Genomic DNA, 17,837 nt, shown 5'->3' with positions numbered 1-17,837 from the left:
AGATATTACGCCTCTTCCACGCTCACCCGCAGCGCTGCCAGCGCTTTACGCGCCGCTTTCAGCACCTGCTCACACTGCTCAATGGTCAGCGTCAGCGGTGGTTCAATGCGGATGGTTTTCGAGTTGTTGAGCGTGCCGGCCACCAGCACCCGCTGGCGGAACATCTCGCTCGCGAAGCTGTAGCCGATTTCGTTGTCGACAAACTCAATCGCCATCAGCATCCCTTTGCCGCGTGCTTCCTGCACCAGCTCCGGGTACTCACGCCCCAGCTGGCGGAAGCCGTCCAGCAGCATGTCGCCTTTCTGCTCCGCCTGCGCGGGCAGGTTTTGCTCAAGCAGCACGTTGATGGTGGCCAGCGCCGCCGCGCAGGCCAGCGGGTTGCCGCCAAAGGTGGTGGTATGCAGGAACGGATTGTCAAACAGCACCGAGAACACCTCTTCCGTTGCAACCGTTGCTCCTATTGGCATCACGCCGCCGCCGAGCGCTTTCGCCAGACACAGAATGTCCGGCTGAACGTTTTCATGCTCGCAGGCAAACATCCTGCCGGTGCGTCCCATCCCGGTCTGCACTTCGTCGAGGATCAGCAGCGCGCCAAACTCATCGCACAGCTGACGCACGGCGGGCAGATAGCCCTGCGGAGGGAGGATCACACCCCCTTCACCCTGAATCGGCTCCAGGATCACCGCCGCCACGTCATCGCCGGTTTTACGGCATTCGCTCAGCACGGTGCGCATGGCGTTGATGTCGCCAAACGGCACGTGGCGAAAGCCCGGCAGCAGCGGCATAAACGGCTTGCGGAAGGTGGATTTCGCGGTCGCCGACAGTGCGCCCAGGGATTTACCGTGGAACGCGCCGCTGGTGGCGATAAAGGTGAATTTCCCGCGCGGCGACTGATACGCTTTGGCGAGCTTAATCGCCGCTTCGACCGATTCCGTGCCGCTGTTGCTGAAGAAGCTGTACTTCAGTTTGCCGGGGGTTAAGGCCGCCAGCGTTTTCGCGAGCATGGCGCGAAGCGGGTCGAGCAGTTCCTGGCTATGGAGAGGTTGTTTCGCAAGTTGATTCTGTACGGCGGAAACCACTACTGGATTACGGTGCCCCACGTTGAAGATACCGAAACCACCCAGGCAATCTATGAACTCCTGTCCCTGGGTGTCGACAAGCGTATTAAGACTTCCCGCTTGCCACTCTACGGCTCCGTAATCCCCGCCGGCGGTAACAGATTTGCGATACTCCAGAAAACCAGGATTGACGTGCTCTTTAAAGTAATCGATGACCTCTCGGTTAAGTTGTTTCATCTCCTCATGATCGAGCATTCGCTTCTCAATGAGATTCAGTGCGTGCGCGGTACAGGCAAGAGCCGAGGCGCTGGAAGGTAACCTGTTCAAAATGTGCTCCCGGGGATCGCGTATCACATGATACTGGTTTAAGTATTGCAGGGATTACGCCACTTCAGATGACTTAACGAAAATCGGGATAAACGCCAGGTTAAAATATTGTTGCACAATATTTAATCATGCCAATACAACCGAAACGGGATTTCGCGGAACACGGCAACATACGTTGTGAGGGGCAGAAAAGGGCAATTGCACTAAAGGAGTGCATTGCTTGCGGCTTAAGTGGGCGTTAACAGGTCATATTTTGTAGGTAATTTCTTTGTGAAAGTATTTGAAATCAATGAATTATAAAATCTCACAAAAAGTGCGGTTTAAGTGAAATCTGCGATCTCCATCAACTTTAACAACTAAAGATAAATTGTTTACCGCCGAAAAAACAATAAACCACAAAATTAACATTCGAATAACCTGCAAGGAATGCCCATCATGTCTTCTCCCTCCTTTGTCACCCAGAATAATTATCCTCTGGACGACGACACCACCTTAATGTCTACCACAGACGTCCACAGCTACATTACCCACGCCAACGACACCTTTGTGCAGGTGAGCGGCTACCAGCTTGATGAGCTGACGGGCCAGCCGCACAATATGGTGCGCCACCCCGATATGCCAAAAGCCGCGTTTGCCGATATGTGGTACACGCTGCAGCAGGGCGAGCCGTGGAGCGGGATTGTCAAAAACCGACGCAAAAACGGTGACCACTACTGGGTGCGTGCGAATGCGGTGCCGATGGTACGCCGCGGGCAGGTGACGGGCTATATGTCGATCCGCACCAAAGCCACGGAGGAAGAGATTGCCGCCGTGGAGCCGCTCTACCGGGCGCTGAATAACGGGAGCTGTAAAAAACGTATTCACAAAGGGCTGGTGGTGCGTAAGGGCTGGCGGGGTAAACTTCCTGCAATGCCGCTGCGCTGGCGGGTACGCAGCGTGATGGCGGTACTCTTTGCCGCGCTTGCCGCTACCCTGCTGACGACCTCCGCAGCCTGGGCACCGCTCGCAGCGGCTGCCGTGGTAATGCTGCTGGGTACGCTGCTGTTTGAGCAGCAGATTGTCCGCCCGATCGAGAACGTGGCGCGTCAGGCGCTGAAGGTGGCGACCGGCGAGCGTAACAGCGTGCAGCATCTGAACCGCAGCGACGAACTGGGGCTGACCCTGCGCGCGGTAGGACAGCTGGGGCTGATGTGCCGCTGGCTCATTAATGACGTCTCAAGCCAGGTGATGAGCGTCCGTGACGGCAGCGACAGGCTGGCGCAGGGGAATGAAGCGCTGAACGATCGTACGCGTCAGACCGTGGCGAACGTGCAGCAGACCGTCGCAACGATGAACCAGATGGCCGCTTCCGTTCAGAGCAACTCTGAAACCGCCGCTGAGGTGGATAAACTCTCCGTGGCTGCGAGCAGCGCGGCGACGGAGGGCGGAAACGCGATGCAGACCGTCGTCAAAACCATGGACGACATCGCCGACAGCACGCAGCGAATTGGCTCGATTACCACCCTGATTAACGATATCGCTTTCCAGACCAATATCCTGGCGCTGAACGCGGCCGTTGAAGCGGCAAGGGCCGGCGAGCAGGGAAAAGGCTTTGCCGTAGTCGCGGGGGAAGTCCGCCATCTCGCCAGCCGCAGCGCTAATGCGGCTAACGATATCCGTAAGCTGATTGATGCCAGCGCCAGCAGGGTGCAGTCCGGCTCTGAGCAGGTGCACGCCGCAGGCCGCACGATGGATGACATTGTCGAGCAGGTGAAAAACGTGACGCAGCTTATCGCGCAGATCAGCCACTCGACGTCCGAACAGGCCACCGGACTGTCAGAATTAACCCGTGCGGTGGCGGAGCTGGACAGCATCACGCAGAAAAATGCCGACCTGGTCGAGGAGAGCGCGCACATTTCTGCCATGGTGAAACACCGCGCCGGGCGTCTTAAGGATGCGGTAACGGTGCTCCATTGAGCCAGTAGTGTTCCGGAAAAGCCGTTTATACCGTAAGGAATAAACGGCTTTTTTATTTCTGCTTGTGACTATTAATATGTTTTATTGTTAATCAGATATTAAATAACTAAAGAAAGTGCCTCAGTTATTTATTCCTGCCTAAGTCAGTTTTCCGTGATGCTATTTTGCAAAACCCTGTTCTGGTGGTCTGGTAACGATCGATGAGGCGGTATTAATAGCCTCTACCTATCCATTGTGATGGTTATGAAATAAAAAAACGATCAAAGTCATAAAGTTAGCGGATTCGTTACCGATAACAGCGATCGTCTGAGAAATAATCACATCGATGGAGAAAATATGTTCTTACATGACGTAAAGATCGGCACGAAATTATTTCTGGCGTTTGGATTCTTTATTGTCCTGATGGTAGTTAGCGCCAGTATGTCCTTACTGAGTCTGAACCGGGCTAACAACGGGATGCAATCCATCATTACCCATGATTATCCGACCACGGTAAAAGCGAACCAGTTAATCGACAACTTCCAGGAATTTATTAGCACTCAGCAGCTCATGTTGCTGGATGATAAGGGAACGTACACGGCGCAGTCGCAGCAGCATCTTAAAACGATTAGCGAACATATTACGTTGATTCTGGGTGAGCTAAACAGCGTGTTGCAGGATCCGAAATCACAGCAGGTCCTTGCCGAGATCCGCGACGTTCGTCAGCAGTATCTGGACTCGCGCTATCGCATTTTGCAGGCGGTGCAGAACAACGATCGCGCGGCTGCAATCCAGGAGATGATGACCCGCACCCTCACCGTGCAGCAGGCCTATAAAGCCAAAGTGCAGGAGCTGATTGCGATTCAGAACCATGAGATGCAGAGCGCAGGGAAGCAGGTGGAAGGTGACTTTAAATCCAACCGGCTACTGCTGATCCTGATCACCCTGTTTAGCGTTGCGGCGGGCAGCCTGATTGGCTGGTTTATCGTGCGCGCTATTACTCGTCCGCTCGGCGAGGCGGTGAAGTTTGCCAATGCCATTTCAGAGGGCGACCTGACGGGCAGCATCACGCCGCACGGCAAGGACGAAACGGGCCTGTTGCTGCACGCGCTGATGGAGATGAAAAACCGCCTGCTGGACATTGTGCAGCAGGTGCAAACCGGCTCGGAGAATATCTCCAGCGCGGCCGCGCAGATTGTCGCCGGGAACCAGGATCTGGCCGCGCGCACCGAAGAGCAGGCCAGCTCCGTTGAACAGACCGCCGCCTCGATGGAGCAGATCACCGCGACGGTGAAAAACACCGCCTCGCACACCGGCGAAGCGACCAACCTCTCGGCAGATGCCGCCACGGTGGTCAAAAACAACGGGGAGATGATGAAGCAGGTGACCAGCAAAATGCGCCTGATTAACGAGACGTCGAACCGGATGTCCGACATTATCGACCTGATCGACGCCATTGCCTTCCAGACCAACATTCTGGCGCTGAACGCGGCGGTGGAAGCGGCGCGTGCCGGCGAGCACGGCCGTGGTTTTGCGGTGGTGGCCGGCGAGGTGCGCCAGCTTGCCCAGAAGAGCGCGTCGTCAGCCAGCGAAATCCGCGAGCTGATCGAGAGCTCCACCAGCCAGACCCAGGACGGGATGAACCTGGTGGAAAAAGCGAGCGCTCTGATCAACGGGATGGTCGGCAACGTGGAGGAGATGGACGTGATCCTGCGCGAGATCCGCCAGGCCAGCCACGAGCAGACGGAAGGGATCTCGCAGATCAACAGCGCGATTGGCCTGATTGATGCCACCACCCAGCAGAACTCTGCGCTGGTGGAGGAGTCCGTCGCGGCGGCGGCATCCCTTAACGAGCAGGCGATGCACCTGAAAGAGCTGGTACGCGTCTTCCGCGTGAGCGAGCACGCGCCGGCTTAATCCAGCTGGGAGATCTCCAGCGCCGCGCGGTCGATTACGCCGATAATCTGCTTGAGCTGCGCGTCGCTGAGCTCTCCCTGATTTACCTTCAGATCTAACACCGCTTTAAAGTTATCCAGCGCCCGCTTCATCTGCGGGTTTTTGCGCAGCTGAAAGCCGACGCTGCGCGCTTTAATACGCACCTGGATCTGTTCCAGCTGTTCCCGGTTTTCGTCCAGCCAGCGTTGTCCTTCAGCGGTAATCGCAATCTTCTTACGACCGCTTTCTTCTTCCGTGATGGTGATAAAGGTCTGATCCTGAAGATAATCCAGGGTTGGATAGATCACCCCAGGGCTCGGAGTGTAGTTCCCCTGAGTCAGATTCTCGATCTCTTTGATCAGCTCATAGCCGTGGCTCGCGCTGCGGGTCAGGATGTCCAGGATCACCAGCCGCAGGTCGCCGTGGCCGAAAAAGCGCGGTCGGCGTCCGCCGCCATCGTGTTCGTGTCGCATAGTAGTCTCTTTAATTTGATATATCTAAACTATATCTAAGATATATTTAGATGCAATCTAAAAGATCTTGCATTTTTACTGATTAGTAATCATTATCATTTAAAAATCAGTTTCGATATATCGTATTCACAAGACAAGAGGCTAAAAATGGCATCTACCCGTTACCCACAGCGCGTGCGTAATGACCTGCGCTTTCGCGAGCTGACGGTGCGCCGCGTTGAGCGCATCAGCGCAGGCTTTCAGCGCATTGTTTTAGGCGGCGAGGCGCTGGAGGGCTTTAGCTCCCGCGGTTTCGACGACCACACCAAAGTCTTTTTCCCGGCACCTGGCACCACGTTTGTTCCGCCGCTGGTCACCGATGAAGGCATCGACTGGGGCGACGGCGTGCGTCCGCAGGCGCGCGACTATACGCCGCTGTACGATGAGGCAAATCATGAGCTGTTGCTCGATTTCTTCATTCATGACGGCGGGGTTGCCAGCCGCTGGGCGGTCGAGGCGAAAGCGGGCGACAGGCTGACCATCGGCGGCCCGCGCGGTTCTCTGGTGGTGCCGGAGGATTACGCCTGGCAGCTGTACGTGTGCGACGAGTCCGGCATGCCCGCGCTGCGTCGGCGCTTAGAGAGCATTGTTAAACTGCCGGTTCGCCCGGAGGTTCATGCGGTAGTGACGGTCGGGGACGAATCTTACAAAGGCTATCTGGCGCACCTGAGCGAATTCAATATCACATGGGTGGTGGGCCACAACGCGCAGGCGGTAGCGGACCATCTGGCGGCGCTGACCGTTCCGGCTGAGGATTACTTTATCTGGCTGACCGGGGAAGGGAAGGTGGTGAAAAGCCTGAGCCGCCAGTTTGAAACCGACTCGATTGACCAGCAGCTGGTGCGTGCCAGCGCATACTGGCACGCTAAATAATCAGGCTGCCGAATCCAGCTGCGCTTCGTTCACCTGATGTTCGAGCGAGGCGCGAACCTCGTGTAGCGCTTTCTCCTGCTGAGCAAAGTACGCTTCCATATTGCTCAGCGACGAGACCAGCAGCCAGGACTCCTCTTTTTCCAGCTCCGCCAGCTCGTGCACTAAGGTGTCGATTTGCTCGCGGACCTGCGCCATTTTTTTACGGATACGTTCCAGATCGTTCAGCCTGTCGCTTGCCATCAATGGTTCGAAGCCCTGCTGCAGGCGGGCCACCAGCGAGCGAATGGCTTTTACGTCGCCGCGCTGCTTCGCCTGGTTGAGCTGCACCATCATCGCGTTGGCTTCCTCTTTTAGATCGTCTGCGACTAAATCCGGATGGCAGAGCTTGCTCGCCTGCCGCCAGAGGCGCTTGAGCTCGTTTTGATCCTCTTCCGAGAGATCTTTCCCCTTACGCAGACGCACTTCGGCATCGTGATGTTGTTCGCGATACTTCTCGTACTCTTCGTTGGCCTCGTCGCGGGCCTGCCGGGCAGGCTCCTCTTCGCGCGTTAAGCCGCTCTCCAGCTCGAGCGCTTCGGCCAGCAGGTTGGCAATCAGATTACTTTGCTGCTCAAGATGCTTGCGCGCCTCAGCGGCCTGCACGGAGTCGGCCGGAAGATCGCGCCAGCGCTGGGTGAGCGTAGCCAGCACCTCTACCGCCTGCGCCATATAGCGCTGGCAGCGACGGTAATCTTCCTCGCGACGACGCGCCTCCGCCTGCTGACGACGCAGGTTCAGCTCCGCCAGGGTTTTACGCAGGGCGAGGATCTGCTGCATCAGCGGGCCCAGCCGTGAGAAATACAAATCGTTGAACTCATCAAGCTGCTGTACGCGTGCGTTGCGGCGGTCAATCAGATCGCGCAATCGCTCTTCCAGCGCCTTCAGCTCCAGCTTGCTGGCGGCCACCTGCGGATCGCGCCATTGGGTCACGGCGCGCTGGCTCTGCAGCCAGGCGGTAATGGCCGCCATCGCCGCGGTGTAGTTCTTTTGCTCAAGCATCACGACGATTGCCTGTAGCTCATCGTCAAACGCTTCATTTTTCAGGCGTGTCAGCTGGCTCTGGATGATGTCGTCATCTTCCAGTTCAATGGCATTTTTAATGATTTCTAGCCGTTTGATCGGTGTGCTCATGATGCCTTTCGCTTTGGCGCTTAAGTATTTGAGTTAAGGGTAGTTGTTGTAAAAGCTACAGGAAATAATACACACGGATGATGATCGGCGCGATGGGGGATTTCTTTAGATTCGCAGTTTGTGAGGTGGGGGAGTGAGCAGGAAGCAAAAAAGCAGGATGGTTTTGATTAATTCCGGTTCCAGTTCCAGTTCCAGTTCCAGTTCCAGTTCCAGTTCCAGTTCCAGCATTGTCACCACTGTCCGAGCTTCTGCTCAGATATTTCTTTGTGCAGACAAAAATTTTCTGAAAACAGACAAGCCTTGTCTCGATTCCCTGGGCGATCGGCTATGGTGTACCCCGCATAATGATACGGTTAACCCCTTAGGTAAGAAATAAACATAATGACGAAAATTTTGCTTGTGGATGACCATCCGGCAATCTGCTTTGCACTCAAGGTGTTACTGGACAAAAATCCGGCTTTTACCGTGACGACTTCCTCCGGTGAGAACCTGCTGGCGCTGCTGCACCGTGAACTTCCGTCACTGTTGATCCTTGACCTTGAGCTCAAAAATGCTGACGGGTTGGATCTTCTTCCGCGCATCAGGCACCACTTTCCGGCGCTCCGGGTGTTGGTGTACACCAACCAGCCTGCGGCAGTTTATGCGCCACGTACCTTACAGGCCGGCGCGAGCGGCTTTATTAATAAAAGCCTGGCGCTGGAACGTATTGAACCTGTTTGCCAGTTACTGCTCGATGGTTATTACTGCTTTCCTGAAGGGATGTTTGCCAGCATGGCTGAAAAGTCGGTAGAAAAACATGAAGCCCAAACGCTCCTGGCCCGTTTTTCCGACCGGGAACTCGCCGTGCTGAACTATCTGAAACAGGGCGAGAGTAACAAGGAGGTGGCTGACAGGCTGGCGCTCAGTAATAAAACTGTCAGCACCTATAAGGCGCGGATGATGAAGAAAAGCGGCGTTGAACAGTTTGAACAGCTGTTCGATCTTATTTCCCCATCAGAGCCAGACACGTGAATATTGTTTCCTTTATCCTGCTTTTTTGCCTCACATTTGCTGCGTCTGCCGCGCCACAGGAGGAATCCCTTCGCTTGCTGGCGCGCAGCCATGAAGAGGTCATTGAACCCGGGCTCAGCAGCAGCGAATGGCGCTGGGTGCGCGAACATCGCAAAATCCGCATGGCGGTCTGGGGGCCGATGATGCCGCCTTATGACATCACGACCGGGCTTAATGACTACGGCGGTATTAATGCGGATTTTACCGGGCTGGTGGCGGAAAATTTGGGTGTAGATATCGAGGTCGTTCGTTACCTCAGCTACGATGAGGCGCTGTCCGCACTTCGGGCGGGAAAGGCTGATTTTATTCCCCAGGCGGGAGCGAGCCAGCAAAAGCAGGGCCTACTGCTGAGTGTGCCATACAGTGACAACATCCCGGTGGAGGTGGTCAATACGGATGCCTCGCCAGATGATGTGGTCAAACGTATCGCCGTGTCGCCTGTCTACAACAGTCGCGATGTGCTGGCACGCTATCCTGGGGCCAGCATTGTGAACTTCTCCTCCTCGCGGCACGCTCTGGAGGCGCTGGCCTTTCGCAAAATCGATCTGTTCTTCAGCGATGCGATCAGCGCACGCTATCTGGCCAGTCAGTCTAACTTAAGCAATGTCAGCATTCGGTCGGTGGCGAGCACGTTCGATGCGTCAGGATTTTCCTTCGCCGCTATGCCAAAAATGGCGGTCTGGATCGCGATTCTGGACAAGATGCTCACGGCGCTGCCGGAGAATGCAAGCGTCGAGATCCACCGCCGCTGGAGCGGGGGGATCCCGCTCTCGCTGAGCGAGGAGCCGCCGCGCTACACTTCGCTTGAACATAAATGGATCAAAGAACATTCCCGGATACGCGTTGCGGTGGCGCAGGATAATGCCCCTGTTGCCTTTTTCAACGAGCGCGGCGAGCTGCGAGGCATTCTTGCCGATCTGCTGACCGCACTCCGTCTTCGCACCGGATTCACCTTTGAGATCCTCCGCTATTCCAGCCAGGATGCTGCCTTCAGGGCGGTTAACCGCGGTGAGGCGGATCTGATTGCCGGCGTGACTCAGGAAGGGATCTGGCAAGCGGATCTGCTCACGACCCGAACCTGGCTGTATAACTCCTGGGTGATGGTGGGGCGCAAGCAGCAAGGGAAAGAGACGCGGCAGCCCAGAGTGGTGAGCCTGCGTGGAGAAGCACCGGATAGCTGGCTGGGTCGACAAAACAGTGGTCAGACGGCGAAAGTTGATACGTGGTGGCACGGTTTAGCCAGCGTGGTGCGTCATGAAAACGACCTGATGGTTGTGCCGCTGATCGTTGCCAATACTCAACTCACCCGTAACGAGTTTGCCTCGCTGAAAATTTTAGCCAGCATTGATACCGAACCGCTACGTTTTGCCTTTGGCACATCGCGGCAGGCCTGGCCGCTGATTACCATCCTCAATAAGGCGCTGATCAATATCCCGCCGGAAGATCTTCATGCCCTGACGCGCGGCGGCAATGCGGGAAATATGTTTGCCTCCGTGTCAACGTCGGCACTGTCAAAAGCGTGGCTGGCGGTGTTATTGGTTACAGGGGGGGCGCTGCTGGCACTGGTGGCATGGTGGATTTATAAGAGGCGACGCATCCGGCGGGCGCGCATCCTGCGCCTAATCCAGAAGCTGCGTGAGGCCAAACACCGTGCCGAGCGCTTGCGGCGCGGGAAAAGCACCTTCCTGGCGACCATGAGTCACGAAATTCGCACGCCAGTTAGCATCATCATCGGCATGCTGGAGTTGGTCATGAAGCGTCCTGACGATACCCTGAAAAATCGACAATCGATACGGGTTGCCTGGGATGCATCGCAGTCATTGCTACTGCTCATCGGCAACATCCTTGATGTGGAGCGCATCGAGTTTGGCCGTCTGGTGTTACGCCCGGAACGAGCCTCGCTGCGAACCCTGATAGAAAGCAGCGCACTGCTGTTTGAGGAGCTGGCGGCGCAAAAATCGCTGAAGTTTATACTTGAGATGGACACGGAGCTGAAAGGCGATGTCCTGATGGATGTGGTGCGCTTTCGTCAGATCGTCATCAACCTGCTGGGCAATGCCATCAAATTTACCGACAGCGGTCAGGTAACGTTACGTGCGCAGCCGCAATGGCAGGACGGCAAGTTTATGCTGTTGGCGCTAACGATAGAGGATACGGGCGAGGGGATTGATGAAACGACCCGGCAGCGTCTTTTTCAGCCTTTTAGTCAGGGACCGAGCCGCAATTTGGCGCAGGGGAGCGGGCTGGGGCTTTATATTTGCCGGCAGCTCGCCGATATGATGGGAGGAAGCCTGGATTTAGACAGCGCACCAGGGGAAGGCACTACGGTGACGGTGACGCTTAAAGTGCCGATGATGGATCCGTTGCCGCAGAGAGAGGTTGATGTTTCTTCACCACCAGGCAAACGCGCCGCGCTGACCATTATGGTGGTGGATGACAACCCGGTTGGACTGATGCTGCTCACCCAGCAGCTTGAATGGCTTGGGCATCAGGTTAGCCCTTATGACAGCCCACACGCGCTGCTCGACAACCTGACAACCCTACAACCGGATGCCGTTATCAGCGACTGCAACATGCCAGGGATGAGTGGTTATGAATTGTCACGCATCATTAATGAGCGTTATCCGGATGTCATCGTACTGGGGATGACCGCCGATGCACGAGAGTCTGCCCGGGATGCGGCGCGAGAGGCGGGCATGAGTAATTGTATCTTTAAGCCGGTCACGCTGGCGGCGCTGGAAGAGCTGCTGTTACCGCTGCGACCGGCTGGTAAATCTCCTGCTTTGTATCCCACACTGACGCTGCCCGCAGCGCTGCTCGATGATAAGCATCTGGTGTCGTTTCTGGAACTCCAGATCGCGGTGATCGATGAGACACTGTGCGATATTGCTCGCTGGAGAAACGATCCCGATACGCCATTGGCGGAATCTCTGCATCGGCTGCGGGGCGGTATCCAGTTGCTCGGGGAACAGGCGCTGGAAGCGCTTTGCCTTGAGCAGGAGCGGGTCGTCGACAGTGATGGTGTTCGCCAGCTTGAGGAGCATATTCTCAACCTGCGTGCAGCGTTACAGCACTGGCGAGATACGGGAGTACAACCGAGGAAGACCGTCCTACAGCAGAATGAGGACGGGCGTACAGCGTAAGCCTACCTGCCACTGGGATACTCTTTTGTTCGAGGAAATTCATAAATAAAGGAGATATCCCAATGAAAAAATTAGCATCTGCACTGGCTGTTATCGCATCTGTTGGTATGTTCACTTCAGCTCAGGCTGCTGAAAGCTGCACCGCGAAAGCAGCCGCGCTGGAAAAAGAGATCCGTATTGCCCAGCAGTACGGCAATACCTATAAAGTTAACGGCCTGAAAAAAGCGCTGGCAGAAGTCAAAGCACACTGCACCCCGGCAAGCGTTCAGGCTGACGCGCAGAAAGAAGTGAAGAAGCTGGAGAAAAAACTGGCTGAGAAACGTGACGATATCGCCGAGATTCAGGCCGATCTGCGTGAAGCAAAAGCCAAAGGTGACAACAAGAAGATTGCTAAGTACCAGCGTAAACTGTCAGAAAAACAGAACGAGCTGAGCGGTATCCAGCAGGAGCTGAGTGCAGCTCGTGCATCCCTGCAAAAATAATCTTTTTATGTAAATCAGGTGAAGAGGCATTTGCCTCTTCACCTTTTTTGCATTGCCTGCTGCTATGACATTACTTCGTATTTTGTTATTTATGCTGCTTTTCCCGGCAGCAGAGAGCCACGCGGCCATTAAAAAGACGTGGATTATCCTCAATAACGTCTATAAAGGGTCGATCTCATTCGATGTCTCAGCCTCCGGACCTTGCCTTAGCCTGCCGCTGATGGAGGAGTGGGGCGTGCGGGATGCAGTGATTGCACGTCTGGAATGGGATGCAAAAGGCTGCCTGACGCCCCAGTCTGCTGAGGCATTTAACCTTAAATACTGGTATCGCCCGGATGCACAGTTGCTCACGCTGTTGTTCCCCGACGAGGCGATTAACCCGCAGCAGAACGGTGTCAGCACCAGTCGCTGGGACGATGGTATCAATGCGCTGTTTGTTAACTATCGTCTGGATGCGGATAACCGTCAGGCGCAGTACAGCTGGGAACATTCCGGAACCGATGCCACGCTGGCGCTGGATAATGGTCTCAACATCGGCCCATGGCGACTGCGTTATCAAAACACCTTCTGGCGTGAAAGAGACGGGCAGCACGGCTCGTACAGCAATGCTATGTCACTCTGGCGCAGCATTACGCCGCTGCGTTCGCGTCTGACTTTTGGCGACAGTAATACCTCTTCAAACCTGTTCGACAGTTTCGCTTTTCGCGGTGCGACGCTTGCCAGCGATGAGGCGATGTTCCCCGATAGCTGGCGACCGTATTCGCCCTGGATTAACGGCTATGCCCGCACGGAAGCGGAGGTGACAATTCACCAGAACGGGGTGCGCGTGTACCGTATTCACGTTCCGCCTGGACCGTTTACCATTCGGGATTTTTATCCACCAAATCCGGATGGCAATCTGGAAATGACCATTCAGGAGAGTGATGGTACGGAGCGTACTCGTCTGCTGCCCTATTCCAGCATGCCTAATCTGGTGCATCAGGGGTTGTTCAGCTATGAGCTGGCCACGGGACGTTATAAGCCTTTTCACGGTATTGAAAGGGATAAAGATCGTTTCTGGCAAAGCACGGTTTCGTGGGGGATCGCACCGCAGGTGACGGTGTTTTCGGGGCTGCAGCAAGGAGATGACTACTTCAGTTATGTCGCAGGTTTTGGCGGGAATTTAGGTCGGTGGGGCGCATTTTCGGGGGATATCAGCTCGGCACGATACACGCTAAATGAAGAGACGCTTCGCGGTAAGGTATGGCGTTTGCGTTACGCGAAAGCATTTTTTACCACTGAAACCAGCCTCAATGCGCAGTTGCAGTGGTATCCGCGCGCAGAGCATTATCGGTCATTCGAGGAGAAGATCGCGCAGTCAGCGCAATCTGGCTACGGCTGGGATGATGGTATCACCCAGCGCGTACTTCGTGGACAACTGGAGCTTAATCAGAACATCAGTGAGGACTCCAGCCTGAGTCTGTCCTGGCGCTGGTTGAGATCGCGCGACTCTGATTCCGCTAATCAGGGAGCCACGCTGAGTCTGAATACTACCGTACACGACATTGATCTGAGCCTGTACGGGGGCTATGACCGCTATGGCAATAATCCAGATGAGACCACGGTGGGGATCACTGTCAGCGTGCCTGTTTCCCTGTGGGGAACAACAAGTAATATCGGCTATGTCACCGAACTGGCAAGCCGGGGTGAAGACAGTCACGGCATCAATGTCTACGGTTCTGCGCTCAATGATTACAGCCTGCGTTACGATCTGCAGGCCATGCACACCGTGCATGGCAATGACACGCTGTCGGCGAACATGGGCTATCAATACAATGCCGGGGAAGTCAACCTCAGTACGGTGCGGGGAGGAACCCGGCGCGATTATCATGCGGATGCCAGCGGCAGCCTGTTGTTCCACAGTGGAGGCGTAACGCTGGGGCAGCAGCTCGGTAGCACCGTGGCGCTGGTGGAGGTGCCAGACTCTCCGGGCGTAGGCTTTTATAACCAGTTTGGTTCAACGACGAATGCAAAGGGTGAGCTGTTGGTCAGTTACCTGACGCCATGGCGAGTCAACCGCATTACGGTCGATAGCCTCAGCATGCCGGAAAACGCGACGCTGGAGGTGACGGAAATGGAATCCGTGCCGACGGAGGGGGCGGTTGTGCTGCTGCGTTTCCCACAATCTGTAAGCGATTGAAATGTCGTTGAAAAGATCAAAAAACAAGACCAATCCCTACGTAAAATTACCTGGTAAAACGCGTAATCACACGAATAGTTTGCTTATGCCGGGCTGCTTATTATCCCTCTCACTGACTGTTTTTCCTGACATCGACGGACGACCGTTCGCCGTGCGGAATATTTTTTCAACGGAGTGTAGATGAAGATGAAAGCTATTGTAGTCGCCCTGCCGATCGCGATGATCCCGGCTACCGTTCTGGCGGCAAATACGGAAGAAGGGTATTACGGTTCCGCAAAATATCTCCAGGTTGAACAACGTGCAAAGGAGATGGATACCAGCGCACGTCCTGGGGTAGGGCAGTTTGTGGGCGGTAAAGAGAAAGAGCACTTTGGCGGTGCGGCGATTGCTGCGGGCTATCAGTTTGGTAACGGCTGGCGTACAGAGGGTGAATATACCTTTAAACAAAAGACGGAGTACACCAGCGGCTCCAGCACATTCGCTAATAGCTTTAATCACTTACAGACTGAAACTGAACGTCTGATGCTGAATGTCTATCGCGATTATGAATTGGGCTACGGTGTGTCTGTTTACGGTACTGCTGGGCTTGGCATGAGTAAAATCAAAGCGGGCGGCTGGCAGGGTAACGCCGGACGTGAATATGCCTCAACAACACAAAGCAATCTGACTTATGCGTTAGGTGCGGGCGTAAGCTACATGCCGGTTGAGCGTCTGTATGTTGATCTGGGCTACCGTTATATCGATATGGGTAAGATCGAAAGTGGGTATAACAACTTCACTAACGCGCGTGGCTTAAAAGACGAACAGATGAAAGCGCATATTGTCTCTAATGAATTTACCCTTGGCATGCGTTATGTCTTTTAACCTGTTGTAAGTTTTTACTGTCTTTAAAACAGGGCCAACGCCGCGTGAATGCGGCGTTGGCTTTTTTGTGGGTTTTTACAACTTGCATTTTACATGCCCCAGTTGGACATTAAACCGTGGCCGGCGAGGCAGCACAGAAAAGTTGAAGAGTACGGTTAAGTTGTGTGTAATTTAGCAAGGGGCATATTTAACTTTTTCAGTATAAACAATCATACCATCAGGAATGTCATTTGTTCACAAATGACATGGCACCGATAATAACGTTATCACCAATACTGACATTATTGCCAATCACAACTGATATCGACTTTTTATTATCAGTGGCACTGGTTATAACTATCGTGGTGTTCTGTCTTATCTGCAGAAAAGGTCCGATTGTTGCAGAACCATCTACAATAATCCCATGATGATAATCACTCTATCTGGCCCGATCGCAGGTGACTTCACAAAAAGGAAAGGAGGTACATATCGAGAGCTAGCAAGGGAAAATTAGTCCACAGAGATCATTGATATCTGCCTGGTGGATTTCATTACAGTTCGGGATAAATAAATCCCGTAAGAAACCGGGGTGAGGGTTGCATCTACCCGTTCCCTCAGTTAATTGAAAAAATATTGCATTTCGGAATATAAGCACTACGCGTAAGCCTATGAACATGGAAGATATGCAGAATATCTAATTACGCAATTGATGATAAAGCAGGTGATAGAAGCAATAGTCTGCGATGGTGGAAAAAAATGGATGGTAGAATATGGCATCGCTGCAGTCATTTCCTATGATATCATTGAGAAAATTGGATCTACATACGATGCCAGTGCTAAATTATTTACGTGGTTGGATGTGCCAACCACGTAATATATTCCATCGTGATAACAATATTACGGTATGGGTTGACATATGTGATTCAATCACTTAGCGACGTTTTATCTGTTTTGTCAAGAGATAAGCCTTCCCATTGCTGATTAAGCTCAGAATGACCACGTAGGTTTCTGAATGGGTTTTCAATGTATTTATATGTGAGACTAGATAACATTATAACTAATATTATAGTGACCATTGATGCAAGTAAATTAGCATCAATGTAACTTGGGCATATTGTCATAATCATATCATACCCTCCCGTATATAACAAAATTGAAATTACAGGGAATTGCACTAGGTATGTACTATAACTTATTTTACCAAGCCAGCGTGTTATTTTATTATCAATGGCATTAGGTAAACCCAATGAGGAAGAGAGAACTATGATAAACCCAAAGATACTTAAAAAAATCTCTTCTGGGATAATATCCTGACACCTAAAGAATACTATCACTAACGTCATGGATAATAATAGAAGTACCCCATTAAATGTTTTATTTATTATTGCTCTGGGTGTTACTTTCCATATATGAAATGCAAGAATTCCCACCATGAAATACTGAAGATGTGCCAAGATATTTAAAAGCCCGAAGTTTTTTATCGGTTCAGATAAATAGCTGGCATAGTAAGGTTTGATTATAATGCTTATTGCTAATAGAATTATTAATGAAATGCTTGTTGTTTTTATATTTCTCGATATAATCATAAAGAAAGGGAAGAAAAGGTAAAATATCATCTCAACACCAATCGACCAACCACCACCTACAATGCTATTATGCATTCCAGGTATTAATGCGAATACAAATGTTGCGCTTGTTATAATCTCGCTAATTGACTGAATGTTCCCACTTTGTAGGTATGTAATTAATATTGTGATTAACATTATAAAATAAAATAGAGGCGCAATTCTTACAAATCTTTTAAAATAAAACTTTCTCATTTCCTCTTGAGATGAAAGTCTTTCATGATAAACATACATCATTGAGAATGCACTAATCATAAAAAAAACTCTAACAAAAAAATCAAACCTACCAGTTATCCAGAGATTTACATTGCTATAGGGTATGCCCGATATATATAGAACATGGAAAAATACAACACATATCGCAGCAATCCCTCGAATGACATCTGGTCCGTGAATTCTTTTTTTTGAAAAATTTTTTTTTACATGTAACATCACATCATCCTCGATGAGTAACTTATTATTATATATAAAATGAAATTGATAGTATATTTCAGTGCATCGATAAGCAAGCAAGATTGTATCATATTTTTTGAGATAAGTTCAGATTTTACATGGTTGCTAAGAAAGGTGATATTTAATCGACACTTATGAGAACATAACGTTATCTCTATCATGATCTTTTCACGATTCTTACGATTTATCGATATGCTTTCCGTAAATCTCGTTTTCTGGACCGTTGAATGTTCTGCTTCCGTGCATACACCT

At 52.5% G+C, this 17,837-nt stretch carries 13 protein-coding genes; 8 read left to right on the top strand and 5 right to left on the bottom strand.

All coding sequences use genetic code 11. The annotated features are described in order from the left end of the window. Window positions 1-5: 5 nt before the first annotated feature. Complete coding sequence (gene ygjG / locus V1603_RS23560; protein ID WP_395313343.1) at window positions 6-1,385, bottom strand: putrescine aminotransferase; 1,380 nt, start codon at window positions 1,383-1,385, stop codon at window positions 6-8. A 435-nt stretch (window positions 1,386-1,820) separates the two neighbouring features. Here ygjG and V1603_RS23555 point away from each other — a divergent pair, with 435 nt between their 5' ends. Beyond that, complete coding sequence (locus V1603_RS23555) at window positions 1,821-3,341, top strand: methyl-accepting chemotaxis protein (protein ID WP_395313342.1); 1,521 nt, start codon at window positions 1,821-1,823, stop codon at window positions 3,339-3,341. Between the two features lie 336 nt (window positions 3,342-3,677). Further along, window positions 3,678-5,237 (top strand): methyl-accepting chemotaxis protein, encoded by a 1,560-nt coding sequence (locus tag V1603_RS23550; protein WP_116342148.1) that lies wholly within the window; start codon window positions 3,678-3,680, stop codon window positions 5,235-5,237. On the opposite strand, the gene V1603_RS23545 is transcribed toward V1603_RS23550, so the two are convergent. Further along, window positions 5,234-5,728 (bottom strand): PadR family transcriptional regulator, encoded by a 495-nt coding sequence (locus V1603_RS23545; RefSeq protein WP_116342146.1) that lies wholly within the window; start codon window positions 5,726-5,728, stop codon window positions 5,234-5,236. The two genes, V1603_RS23550 and V1603_RS23545, sit on opposite strands and share 4 nt — an antisense overlap. Before the next feature lie 147 nt (window positions 5,729-5,875). Between V1603_RS23545 and V1603_RS23540 the strand changes: the two genes are divergently transcribed. After that, on the top strand, window positions 5,876-6,640 hold the full coding sequence (locus tag V1603_RS23540) for a siderophore-interacting protein (RefSeq protein WP_395313341.1): 765 nt from the start codon (window positions 5,876-5,878) through the stop codon (window positions 6,638-6,640). On the opposite strand, the gene V1603_RS23535 is transcribed toward V1603_RS23540, so the two are convergent. Together V1603_RS23535 and V1603_RS23530 are read right to left on the bottom strand one after the other, a co-directional pair. Further along, window positions 6,641-7,810, bottom strand: a complete 1,170-nt coding sequence (locus V1603_RS23535) for a DNA repair protein (RefSeq protein ID WP_302220274.1) — start codon at window positions 7,808-7,810, stop codon at window positions 6,641-6,643. Window positions 7,811-7,915: 105 nt separating this feature from the next. Next, a complete protein-coding gene (locus V1603_RS23530; RefSeq protein ID WP_395313340.1) occupies window positions 7,916-8,038 on the bottom strand; it encodes a hypothetical protein in 123 nt (40 codons plus the stop codon). 153 nt (window positions 8,039-8,191) lie between these two features. Between V1603_RS23530 and V1603_RS23525 the strand changes: the two genes are divergently transcribed. The 5 genes from V1603_RS23525 (at window position 8,192) to V1603_RS23505 (ending at window position 15,528) form a co-directional block, all read left to right on the top strand. Next, window positions 8,192-8,821: a response regulator gene (locus tag V1603_RS23525; protein WP_395313339.1), complete on the top strand. Its 630-nt coding sequence runs from the start codon at window positions 8,192-8,194 to the stop codon at window positions 8,819-8,821. Then, window positions 8,818-12,003, top strand: a complete 3,186-nt coding sequence (locus tag V1603_RS23520; protein ID WP_395313338.1) for an ATP-binding protein — start codon at window positions 8,818-8,820, stop codon at window positions 12,001-12,003. The genes V1603_RS23525 and V1603_RS23520 overlap by 4 nt, the downstream gene beginning before the upstream one ends. A 62-nt stretch (window positions 12,004-12,065) precedes the next feature. After that, window positions 12,066-12,485, top strand: a complete 420-nt coding sequence (locus V1603_RS23515) for a DUF1090 domain-containing protein (RefSeq protein WP_116342136.1) — start codon at window positions 12,066-12,068, stop codon at window positions 12,483-12,485. A gap of 64 nt (window positions 12,486-12,549) precedes the next feature. Further along, window positions 12,550-14,664 (top strand): fimbria/pilus outer membrane usher protein, encoded by a 2,115-nt coding sequence (locus V1603_RS23510; protein ID WP_395313337.1) that lies wholly within the window; start codon window positions 12,550-12,552, stop codon window positions 14,662-14,664. A 180-nt stretch (window positions 14,665-14,844) separates the two neighbouring features. Further along, a complete protein-coding gene (locus tag V1603_RS23505; RefSeq protein ID WP_395313336.1) occupies window positions 14,845-15,528 on the top strand; it encodes an outer membrane protein in 684 nt (227 codons plus the stop codon). Between the two features lie 902 nt (window positions 15,529-16,430). Here V1603_RS23505 and V1603_RS23500 read toward each other — a convergent pair. After that, window positions 16,431-17,564, bottom strand: coding sequence for an acyltransferase family protein (locus V1603_RS23500; protein WP_395313335.1), 1,134 nt, complete (start codon window positions 17,562-17,564; stop codon window positions 16,431-16,433). Window positions 17,565-17,837: the final 273 nt, after the last annotated feature.

Source organism: Enterobacter sp. ECC-219 (assembly GCF_043966805.1).
GTDB lineage: Bacteria > Pseudomonadota > Gammaproteobacteria > Enterobacterales > Enterobacteriaceae > Enterobacter > Enterobacter cloacae_N.
Note: the sequence above shows the minus strand (reverse complement) of the source record. Positions and strands in the feature narration are given on the sequence as shown.

Excerpts from the sequence above, each read along its gene's own strand:
- V1603_RS23555 (WP_395313342.1), top strand. The coding sequence starts at position 1,821 with ATGTCTTCTCCCTCCTTTGTCACCCAGAATAATTATCCTCTGGACGAC.
- V1603_RS23550 (WP_116342148.1), top strand. The coding sequence starts at position 3,678 with ATGTTCTTACATGACGTAAAGATCGGCACGAAATTATTTCTGGCGTTT.
- V1603_RS23545 (WP_116342146.1), bottom strand. The coding sequence starts at position 5,728 with ATGCGACACGAACACGATGGCGGCGGACGCCGACCGCGCTTTTTCGGC.
- V1603_RS23540 (WP_395313341.1), top strand. The coding sequence starts at position 5,876 with ATGGCATCTACCCGTTACCCACAGCGCGTGCGTAATGACCTGCGCTTT.
- V1603_RS23535 (WP_302220274.1), bottom strand. The coding sequence starts at position 7,810 with ATGAGCACACCGATCAAACGGCTAGAAATCATTAAAAATGCCATTGAA.
- V1603_RS23530 (WP_395313340.1), bottom strand. The coding sequence starts at position 8,038 with ATGCTGGAACTGGAACTGGAACTGGAACTGGAACTGGAACTGGAACTG.
- V1603_RS23525 (WP_395313339.1), top strand. The coding sequence starts at position 8,192 with ATGACGAAAATTTTGCTTGTGGATGACCATCCGGCAATCTGCTTTGCA.
- V1603_RS23515 (WP_116342136.1), top strand. The coding sequence starts at position 12,066 with ATGAAAAAATTAGCATCTGCACTGGCTGTTATCGCATCTGTTGGTATG.
- V1603_RS23510 (WP_395313337.1), top strand. The coding sequence starts at position 12,550 with ATGACATTACTTCGTATTTTGTTATTTATGCTGCTTTTCCCGGCAGCA.
- V1603_RS23505 (WP_395313336.1), top strand. The coding sequence starts at position 14,845 with ATGAAGATGAAAGCTATTGTAGTCGCCCTGCCGATCGCGATGATCCCG.
- V1603_RS23500 (WP_395313335.1), bottom strand. The coding sequence starts at position 17,564 with ATGTTACATGTAAAAAAAAATTTTTCAAAAAAAAGAATTCACGGACCA.